This is a genomic window from Alkalihalobacillus deserti, assembly GCF_020734105.1.
Classification (GTDB): domain Bacteria; phylum Bacillota; class Bacilli; order Bacillales; family Bacillaceae_D; genus Halalkalibacter; species Halalkalibacter deserti.
In genome coordinates this window covers 1-9,014 of the sequence record NZ_JAJAFR010000042.1, presented here as the reverse complement: position 1 = coordinate 9,014, position 9,014 = coordinate 1, and the positions used below count along the sequence as shown (strand labels likewise).

General features: G+C 34.5%; 12 protein-coding genes, 1 pseudogene and 1 riboswitch. Of the genes and pseudogenes, 5 read left to right on the top strand and 8 right to left on the bottom strand.

The window, feature by feature from the left end; translation table 11 throughout:
- Positions 1–272: hypothetical protein (locus LDX58_RS25070; protein ID WP_227940385.1), on the top strand; the 272-nt coding region annotated here is incomplete at its 5' end.
- 102 nt (positions 273–374) lie between these two features.
- Here the strand turns inward: LDX58_RS25070 and LDX58_RS25065 are convergent.
- From LDX58_RS25065 to LDX58_RS26925, 5 genes are all read right to left on the bottom strand, one after another.
- Positions 375–884, bottom strand: coding sequence for a DUF4367 domain-containing protein (locus LDX58_RS25065; RefSeq protein ID WP_227940384.1), 510 nt, complete (start codon positions 882–884; stop codon positions 375–377).
- A gap of 195 nt (positions 885–1,079) precedes the next feature.
- Positions 1,080–1,811 carry a hypothetical protein gene (locus LDX58_RS25060; RefSeq protein WP_227940383.1) on the bottom strand — a complete coding sequence of 244 codons (732 nt, stop codon included), beginning with the start codon at positions 1,809–1,811 and terminating at the stop codon, positions 1,080–1,082.
- Positions 1,795–2,331 carry an RNA polymerase sigma factor gene (locus LDX58_RS25055; RefSeq protein WP_227940382.1) on the bottom strand — a complete coding sequence of 179 codons (537 nt, stop codon included), beginning with the start codon at positions 2,329–2,331 and terminating at the stop codon, positions 1,795–1,797. The genes LDX58_RS25060 and LDX58_RS25055 overlap by 17 nt, the downstream gene beginning before the upstream one ends.
- Positions 2,332–2,587: 256 nt before the next feature.
- Complete coding sequence (locus tag LDX58_RS25050; protein ID WP_227940387.1) at positions 2,588–2,896, bottom strand: hypothetical protein; 309 nt, start codon at positions 2,894–2,896, stop codon at positions 2,588–2,590.
- 147 nt (positions 2,897–3,043) lie between these two features.
- Positions 3,044–3,238, bottom strand: a complete 195-nt coding sequence (locus tag LDX58_RS26925) for a YxiJ family protein (RefSeq protein ID WP_227940381.1) — start codon at positions 3,236–3,238, stop codon at positions 3,044–3,046.
- Positions 3,239–3,277: 39 nt separating this feature from the next.
- Here LDX58_RS26925 and LDX58_RS25040 point away from each other — a divergent pair, with 39 nt between their 5' ends.
- The 3 genes from LDX58_RS25040 (at position 3,278) to LDX58_RS25030 (ending at position 6,187) form a co-directional block, all read left to right on the top strand.
- A complete protein-coding gene (locus tag LDX58_RS25040) occupies positions 3,278–3,850 on the top strand; it encodes an NAD-binding protein (protein ID WP_227940380.1) in 573 nt (190 codons plus the stop codon).
- Positions 3,851–3,914: 64 nt separating this feature from the next.
- Positions 3,915–4,063: riboswitch (cyclic di-AMP (ydaO/yuaA leader) on the top strand.
- Between the two features lie 22 nt (positions 4,064–4,085).
- A complete protein-coding gene (locus LDX58_RS25035; protein ID WP_227940386.1) occupies positions 4,086–4,790 on the top strand; it encodes a potassium channel family protein in 705 nt (234 codons plus the stop codon).
- A gap of 44 nt (positions 4,791–4,834) precedes the next feature.
- Complete coding sequence (locus tag LDX58_RS25030; protein ID WP_227940379.1) at positions 4,835–6,187, top strand: TrkH family potassium uptake protein; 1,353 nt, start codon at positions 4,835–4,837, stop codon at positions 6,185–6,187.
- 367 nt (positions 6,188–6,554) lie between these two features.
- On the opposite strand, the gene LDX58_RS25025 is transcribed toward LDX58_RS25030, so the two are convergent.
- The 3 genes from LDX58_RS25025 to LDX58_RS25015 all read right to left on the bottom strand — a co-directional run bounded on the left by LDX58_RS25025 (position 6,555) and on the right by LDX58_RS25015 (position 8,169).
- On the bottom strand, positions 6,555–7,070 hold the full coding sequence (locus tag LDX58_RS25025; RefSeq protein ID WP_227940378.1) for a DUF2269 domain-containing protein: 516 nt from the start codon (positions 7,068–7,070) through the stop codon (positions 6,555–6,557).
- A complete protein-coding gene (locus tag LDX58_RS25020) occupies positions 7,064–7,264 on the bottom strand; it encodes a hypothetical protein (RefSeq protein WP_227940377.1) in 201 nt (66 codons plus the stop codon). Before LDX58_RS25020 ends, LDX58_RS25025 begins: the two co-directional genes overlap by 7 nt.
- 242 nt (positions 7,265–7,506) lie before the next feature.
- On the bottom strand, positions 7,507–8,169 hold the full coding sequence (locus LDX58_RS25015) for a hypothetical protein (protein WP_227940376.1): 663 nt from the start codon (positions 8,167–8,169) through the stop codon (positions 7,507–7,509).
- Between the two features lie 416 nt (positions 8,170–8,585).
- Between LDX58_RS25015 and LDX58_RS25010 the strand changes: the two are divergent.
- A pseudogene (locus LDX58_RS25010) lies at positions 8,586–9,014 on the top strand (IS110 family transposase); the annotation flags it as partial.

Genomic DNA, 9,014 nt, shown 5'->3' with positions numbered 1-9,014 from the left:
CGTGCAGTGTAACGGGGACGATCGCTAATTTTTGTTGGGGCATAAGAAAAGCACCTCCTTTATTTAATACATGTATCGTACCAGGAGGCGCTGCGTATTTATATGCGTTGTTTGAATGGGGGCTTACTTTTTATCATCCATACGTTTTCCCCCCTCACTTACTTATTACCAAAAACAATTATTTCGGTTCACTTTTTATTATCAAAAAATTCCTGCTGAGTAAAATTAAAATAAAAAAGAGTTGCGGTTACAACTCCTTTGACCAGCTCTAGGGACACAATATTTACTCTTCTTAAACAATCGTTAGTGCAATAAGCCAAAGGAGCTGCCGTGACGACAGCTCCCACTCTTTCGCTCAAGCCCCCTTAATAAGCCTATTTCATTGACCTTGCAATTTCTATCATCTTATCCTTTGTGATATTCGAACTGTCCATTTCTATACAAGTTCCTTCTTGCACCCAAGAAAGTTTACCACCTGTAATCTCTTTACTTTTACTATCTAATTCGCCTTCGTTAGCCCATCCTTGAAAATAGGCAATATTACCATTTATATTTATCTCTTCTGCATTTAGTTTCTTCGCTTCAATTCCCTTAGATGTCGCTTCTCTTTCTTCGATACCAACCATTAGATACTTATCATTTTTATCCATGTAATGTAATCTAAAATTAGATATAATATCATTTTCACCTGAAGGATACGTCTTAATTTCTAAGGTCCAGTCATCAGGTACTTGTTTTGGAGAAAGAACGTTAAAGTCAACTTCTTCTTTGATTTCAGAAATAGTAATACTTTTATGATTGTATTTTACCTCTTCTGCTTGAACCACCATTGGTACAATTGAAATTAAAATAAAAGCCACTAAGGCTCGTAGCAAACACTTCATATACACTACCTCATTTCGTATGTACTTCTTACGTGATAGTGTCCCTAATGTATATTCAATTATTAAAGTATTCTGCTCGTTAGCACAAAAAGCATTGTCGCAGCACAACTCATAAAACCATTCAAGCACCGTTTCATTAAACAACAAGTATTAAAATTCGCTAACTCCATTCTTGGATACATTAATCTTCATTTGTTATTTACTACTAGCAATAGATCGAGCAATATTAACTAACTCTTCATCAGATACTTCAACTGCACTGATGTTAAAATACTGATCATCTTTCCAAAGATAAACTCTACTCGGTCCCCCGAACTCTGAAGGTTTTAGATATGCTTCAGCACCTGTAATATCTAATAATTCTAACCCATTAATATCTGGTGGTCTGCCAGTATCAAAAGTTTGGCTAATTGAAATATATTTCCTTTCTATTCCAAATATTGTTCGTACTCCCTTTAATTCTTCTAGGTTTTCATTATTTTCTCCAACATAATCAACACCGAAATTTCTTACCAGAATTGAACTCTCTTCTCTTATTGATGAAGGTATTAAATCTAATTCAGGTAAAATAATCTTAAACGAAACTTGTTCTTGTGCATCTTCAAGCCCTTGAATAGTTTCTTTTGTATCAGCATCATTTTCATGCTTTTCTGTACTTGCTATAAATTCATGAGAACCATCAGCATTAGGATTGGTAATATATGAAGGAGTTGATTGATACCCGATGAATAGAATGGTTACAAATGCAGCCAAGCTTGTTAAGTAAACCATATTCCTTTTGATTTTTTTATAATGATAAGTTTTACGTATATCTTTTTTAATCGATTCACCCAATTGTTGTTTTCGGCTTTGGTTCCAATACAGTTCGTCATCCATTGTTTTCAAACTATGGATGATATCCGACTCGTTATCAAATGGTCTTTTCATTTAGAAATCCCTCCTTAATCAGTCGAGTTTGAAGTTCTGACATTGCTCGAAATAAGGTTGTTCGAACTTTTCCTTCTGACCAATCTAATATTTCGGCTGTTTCTCTTATGGTGAATCCTTTGATTTTTCTAAGGATAATGACTTCTTTATATTTGGGTTTCATTTTCCCTAATACCTGATAAATGTCCAGTACATTTTCCTTTATTAGCACTAATTCTTCAGGTAAGGGTGCTTCATCTTTTCTTGAAATTAATAATAATTCTTTGATTAACTGAAGAGGTTTTCTTCTCCTTACATAATCGATAGTAGTATTACGAGCCACACTAAACAGCCATGTTTTTCTCGATGATTGATGTTTAAAAGAATCATAGAACCTGTAAGCTTTAAGAAATGTTTCCTGAGTCAAATCCTCTGCTTGTTGATAATCTTGTATCATTACGAGTATGTATTTTAAAATAGCATCCCCATACCTCTCATACCATTCACAAATATCTGCTTCTCTTTGTTTTTCATTTGACACAATCGATCCCCCTTTTATGACACTCAATATTTAGACGTAGTTAAAATGTAAATGTTACATTATATTAAAATAAAAAAACATGTAAACAAAAAATCTTGAGTGTTTTTACTCAAGATTTTTTTACACTTTTAATGAAATTTCAACTTATCATTTGTAATCGTTTCTTTCACTAACCTGCTCCGTTAGCACAAGAAGGAGTTGCTACAGCGACTACTCCTAATTTATCCCATATATCTTAAATTTAAATAAGAAAATTTTATTTTCTTTTCTCTAATGTTTTTATTGCTCTTATTAGCCAATACAAAACAATCCAAGGAAAAATAAATTTTGTTGTCCATTCAATTAAACTAATGATGATGAAAAAATTATAACCGAAAGACTGTAAAACAAATAAGACAACAAATATAGATGAAGCACCAATTATAAAGTATTTTTTGATTAAATTTAAACCTGAGCGTTTAATTATAAAAAAGGTAAACGAAATTACAAGTACAATGATAAGTCCTATAACTAAATAATGTTTTATCATTTCTCCCAAAACTACTTCATTTACTCCATTAATCATCAAATCTATATTCCCCCCTTATATTAAAAAGTCGTACATCAATAACTAAATGTTAACATATAACCAACTAATTTATGGTAATTTTTTTCTTGCACTAACCTGCTGCTTATTGCAGGAACGCATCCGTTAATGCAATAAGCTAAGTTCTTAATTAACTACTTGTAATAATAACTTTCTTGTTTCCTCAAACTTTTTATATTCATCGTTAAAGTCCTTATACTTACTAATTGTATCTTCAAAAAACTTATATTGCGTGAATAAATCAAAGAATGATTTCTGTAAAAGTTCAATTTGACTTTTCGGGATTGTATTATGAATGAAATAATGTAAATTGATGAACAAGCCAAAATTCTGGTTATCGCTGCATTAGAAAAAGCACCCATGGAGAATGAAAGATTTTCTTTTATACAAGGTGATCCAACAGATATAGAAACATTAGAAAAAGCTAATGTCCTAGAAGCGAAAGCTGTTTTAGTTTTCACGGGAGATAGGGAGTTTAATCCTGTCACGGCAGATGGACAATCATTGTTGATCGTTTCATCCATTGAGAGTTATGCAGTAGAGATGAAGAAAGAGATCTATACGATTGTGGAGATTCTCAAGGAGAAGCATATTTCAAATTCTGAGCATGCGAATGTAGATGAGTTTATTATGGCGAGTGAGGCTTCATCTAACCTTATGGCAAAAGCTGCCGTTGATAAAGGATCTAGTAAACTGATTATGGAACTCCTAAGTAGAAGAAGCGGCGTAGATATACGCAAAATAACAAAAAAACAAATTTGGGAAACGTACAATGATGCTTTTGAAGATTTAAAGAAGCTAGGAGTAAATTTAATCTCTGATAGAAACAATTTTAACATTCTGTCCAAATTGGACGAGCGCATCCCAACTGAAGCAGATCTTTACGTCATTTGTAGTAAGGAATCATATGAAAAGATCATGGATGTTCGTTAAAAAAATATAATTGACAAGTTCCATAAAGAGGAGTAAATTCTCTATTAGTTAAGAATATATATTAAACCTTTATTCGCTTAATCACTTTTTTGAGCGGGGGAACCATTTTAGATGGGTAATTTGCCATCTTGGGGTGAATCTTACTTAGTAAGAGGGGATACTCTTAGTCCCTAATCCGACAGCTAACCTCGTAAGCGTTATGAAAGAGAAGGTTCTTTTGGGACCATTCTTTGTGATGGTCTTTTTTATTTGGAGAAAAAAGGAGAAGTTTGCAGTGGTAGATAAAAAGAAACAGTTTGCTGTTATTGGTTTAGGTCGTTTTGGAGGTAGTGTTTGTAAAGAGTTGTATAGAATGGGACACCAAGTTTTGGCGATAGATATTAGAGATCATAAGGTGAATGAATTTGCACAATTCTCGACTCATGCTGTCATTGCAGACTCCACCGATGAAAAAGCGTTACAATCTCTAGGGATTCGAAATTTTGAATATGTCATCGTCGCAATTGGAGATAACATTCAATCAAGCATATTGACCACACTCGTATTAAAAGAAATGAAGGTTCCAAATGTTTGGGTAAAAGCCCAAAATATCTATCATCATAAAGTTGTAGAAAAAATTGGAGCTGACCGAATTATTCATCCAGAACACGATATGGGGGTTCGAATTGCACAACATTTAACTTCTGAGAAAATTGTAGATTATATTGAATTATCGAATGAATATAGCATCGTTGAGTTATTAGCAACGAATAAAGTTCATAATAAGTCACTTATAGATTTAAACATCCGAGCTAACTATGGTTGTACCATTTTAGCCATTAAACGGGGTGAGGATGTGAATGTATCCCCTATGCCTGAAGAAGTCATCCTTGAAAAGGATCTTCTTATTGTCATCGGACATAAGAATGACTTAAAACGCTTTGAAGATGAAGGAATATAGATAACAAGTATGAACGTAAAAAATATTAAAGAGGGTTTTTGTATATGGCAAAAATAAAAGAGCATTTAAGTCACCTTTCAGCTGTTCAAATTATTGTTTTGTACTATGTTTCGGCGGTAATCATTGCAATGAGTTTATTTAGTTTGCCTTTTGCACGTAATCCTGGAACAGAGTGGGGTTTTATAGAGGCTTTATTCACCGCTGTAAGTGCGGTTAGTGTAACAGGACTAACGGTTGTCTCTACCGCAGAAACCTTTAGTGTTCCTGGAACATTTATTCTTGCTTTTGTTTTACAATTTGGTGGAATTGGTATTATGACATTAGGAACATTTGTCTGGATGCTCTTCCGTCGAAAGATTGGATTAAGAGAAAGACAATTGATTATGACGGATCAAAACCGTGGAGAAATGGCAGGATTAGTTATGGTCATGAAACAAATTTTGATCATGATTCTAGCGATTGAAGCTGTTGGTGCACTAATTCTTAGTATACACTTCCTGCAACATTTCCCGACTTGGCAAGAAGCATTTATCCAAGGTTTCTTTGCATCAGTAAGCGCCACTACCAATGCTGGTTTTGACATTACAGGAAGTTCATTAGTGCCCTTTGCTCATGATTATTTTGTCCAATTTGTTAATATGATTTTATTGGTATTAGGTGCGATCGGTTTCCCTGTACTTATTGAATTAAAAGAGTTTTTAATGGCAAAGAAAAAGCCATTTAATAAACGTTTTTCCCTTTATACAAAGTTAACAACCACAACGTTTGGGTTACTTGTTCTGATTGGGTTTCTTGGGATCCTTTTATTAGAAAGGAATCATTTTTTCCTAGATAAATCATGGCATGAGACGTTTTTTTATGCCCTATTCCAATCTGTAACAACCAGAAATGGTGGATTGGCTACAATGGATGTGGCAGAATTTTATATACCCACACAGTTATTCTTGAGCGCACTCATGTTTATTGGGGCGTCCCCAAGCAGTGTAGGTGGAGGAATTCGAACCACTACTTTTGCGATTATCATTTTGACTATTTTTACTTTTGCTCGAGGAAGAAGTTCAATTAAAGTATTTGGAAGAGAAATTGATCAGGAAGATATGCTAAAGTCTTTTATAGTCATTAGTGTAGCGATTATGCTTACTGCATCGGCTGTTATATTCCTAGCTTATATTGAACCATTTCCTTTAACCGCGATTATTTTTGAGGTTTGCTCGGCATTTGGGACAACAGGTTTATCAATGGGAATCACTCCTGATCTAAGCACTGCTGGTAAATTAACGATCATCTTCTTAATGTTTGTTGGTCGTATCGGTGTATTTGCATTCTTATTTATTATTAGAGGAAAGCTCGCGGATGAGCACTATCATTATCCAAAAGAGAGAGTGATCATTGGGTAACAAAATGCATCTAATAGTTATTTTCTAAGCTTAAAACAAAAGACGTTCATACTTGGACGTTTTTTTGTCTTAAGTTAATTAACTATTGCAACATAAGCTACCCGTTAGCCATCCATGAAGCGCAAAAATTAGCGCTTCACCACAGAGAATGAAAATGGTTCGGAACTGTCTATACTAATTATTAATCCAGTCAATGTAGTCCATAGATTCATGAATTTGGCGCTCTCCGCTTTTTTTAAAAACGAATGAGCTACGTCTTCTTTAGTATTGTCTTTTCACTAATTCACAGAAGTTTTATTTTCATGGTAGTTAGTAGTAAAAACTATTTCTTATTTATACAAACAAACTGAGTCACTCACCTTACTATTCATTCCTTATATTTGTTCTGCTTTCGCCACCCGTAACGAGTCATGCCACGAGGTTTGTATACCGATAACGTTGTGACTACAAGCAACACCACTATTCCGCCAACAGCGTGGACAACAAGTGACATCCTTCCCCCGCGTAAATTAGAACTAGATAATATCGTCTCTGCATCTATACCTGCAATATAACTAATTGGTTCCAGTTGCAAATACAAGACAATAGCTGCAAATACCGTTAACGAAAATTTTATCAAAACCCAATAATGACTGAACAAGCCCCACTTTGTACCAAACGATTGTATAAGTCCGCTCACCAAAGAAATTATACTCAACGGAACAATGACTAACCTAGCAGTCAACTCCATCGATAGATAAGAGGCACTGACCACCTGAACATCTTGACTATTCAAACCAACAATGGCAAGAACAAGAAAACAAGCGATAGCTCCAATCCAGCCAATCGTAGAAATGATATGTAGAATAAGAACGAACTTTCGGATGCGAGGTGTCATCACCATGACTTGTACACTCCTTGTTCTACTAATGAAATATAGTAACCAAAACCATTAAACGATAGGTGACGACTTGGACCATGCTCACCACCTATGCCTAAAATTTTTAAAATTACGAATAATAGAACCAAAACAATAACAATTATCAAAAAGACTTTTACCCAACGCGGTGTACTTGGGGGTCCTTCGTGTTTAGTCATGTACATACCCTCCATTTAGTGGTTATTAGATATAATTTGATTATAGCAATGTTTTTATGGCATCTTGCACTAATCTCCCCATAAGCCGAACAAGGTCAGCGATGCTATTGTTATTTCAACATTGCTGTCGTTTATTTAATTAAAGTCCCAGTTCCAATCTGACCAATGCTTCCCTAGTACACTATTTGTCATGAATTGTTTGTGGTTGTATTCTCCATAAAGAGATATATCATGTGGACTTTTTATAATAGAAATACCTGAGATGCCTGATAAATAATAAACATCCCGTGTATTTTTTGTTTTACGTCAAATTCAAATGGAACATCACCAGAATTTGTTTTTTCTCTTGTTATATAATCTTCATATACTTCTCCACTTGATGAAATGTAATGAAGTTTTGCATACTCAAATAAAGAATACCAATTATTAAAATTTACTTTAAATTCGTCTCTTGATTGAAATATCATCGGCTTTTTAATATCTACTGCGTAATGAAGTTTGGTGTAAAAAGTTTTACTTATTCCACCCTCTTCATTGAAATAGACCATTTCAAATGGTTTTACATTAATAGTAACAACATCGCCTTCCGTTGTTTCATGATGTTGAATGATTTTACTTGGTATTAAATCTTCAAGTTTTACTGCCTTATTATCATGAAACTCTAATAAACTAATGAAATCACTAAAAGTTAATGGCTCCAAATTAACTTCTTGAAGAGCGTTTATTTCCCTTTCGCTAAAACCAATTTTTTTAAGTGTATTTACGTCTTTGCTTTTTAAAGTTTCAAAATCACTTTCTTCCGTTACTGAAACGACTTCTTCTTTATTTTCAAGTGAATCCCCATAAGCCATATAAAAACGAATAGTAAAAAAAGAAAATACAAGAAAGATAACTAGCAATAACATGATAACGACTTTTTTATACCTAAATGTACTCAGAATATAGCCCTCCTTTTTAACAATTATAACTTTATACCATACCTATTGGTTAAAATTGGATTAATTCATTGTTAAATTATACTGCTTCGTTAGTGAAAAAGCATCTGCTCTTGTTCCGCAATCGCTACCCGTTAGCCATTCAGCGCAAAATCGGCGCTGCACCACAGAGAATGAAAATGGTTAAAAACCGTCAATACTGATTCTACGGCTGGGAGAGGAAGGTCGATACACTATGGCGCTAGTAGAGCCCATCCGTTAGTCTGACTCCTTCGAGCACGGTGCACCACTGACTGTTGCTCCCTTGCGGAAGCACTCATGGTAGATTAATCCTATTCTGGTTGTTGCACCAGCCTCCATATTAAGTCGTAGAAAGGAAGATTACAATGGATGTAATCATTGAACGAGCATGTGGTATGGATGTTCATAAAGACTCTATTACTGCATGTATTCTCACACCAAAAGGAAAGGAGATTCAATCATTTTTTCAACGAAAACAGTGTTTTTGTTGAAACTAGTAGACTGCATTAAAGAACACGGATGTACACACGTTGCCATGGAGAGTACGAGTGTATATTGGAAGCCCATTGTGAATTTACTTGAAAGTGAAGACATTGTGTTTTTAGTGGTCAATGCCCAACACATCAAAGCTGTTCCAGGTCGTAAATCTGATGTAAATGATGCCGAATGGATTGCGAAACTGCTTCTTCATGGATTATTAAAAGCTAGTTTTATTCCTGATCGAAACCAACGAGAATTACGGGAACTCGTTCGTTATCGTCGGAGCATCATTGAGGAGCGTGCGAGACAACATA

Coding starts and splice junctions, on each gene's coding strand:
- LDX58_RS25065 (WP_227940384.1), bottom strand. CDS start 884: ATGAAGTGTTTGCTACGAGCCTTAGTGGCTTTTATTTTAATTTCAATT.
- LDX58_RS25035 (WP_227940386.1), top strand. CDS start 4,086: ATGGTCTTTTTTATTTGGAGAAAAAAGGAGAAGTTTGCAGTGGTAGAT.
- LDX58_RS25025 (WP_227940378.1), bottom strand. CDS start 7,070: ATGGTGATGACACCTCGCATCCGAAAGTTCGTTCTTATTCTACATATC.
- LDX58_RS25015 (WP_227940376.1), bottom strand. CDS start 8,169: ATGTTATTGCTAGTTATCTTTCTTGTATTTTCTTTTTTTACTATTCGT.
- LDX58_RS25060 (WP_227940383.1), bottom strand. CDS start 1,811: ATGAAAAGACCATTTGATAACGAGTCGGATATCATCCATAGTTTGAAA.
- LDX58_RS25040 (WP_227940380.1), top strand. CDS start 3,278: ATGGAGAATGAAAGATTTTCTTTTATACAAGGTGATCCAACAGATATA.
- LDX58_RS25020 (WP_227940377.1), bottom strand. CDS start 7,264: ATGACTAAACACGAAGGACCCCCAAGTACACCGCGTTGGGTAAAAGTC.
- LDX58_RS25050 (WP_227940387.1), bottom strand. CDS start 2,896: ATGATTAATGGAGTAAATGAAGTAGTTTTGGGAGAAATGATAAAACAT.
- LDX58_RS25030 (WP_227940379.1), top strand. CDS start 4,835: ATGGCAAAAATAAAAGAGCATTTAAGTCACCTTTCAGCTGTTCAAATT.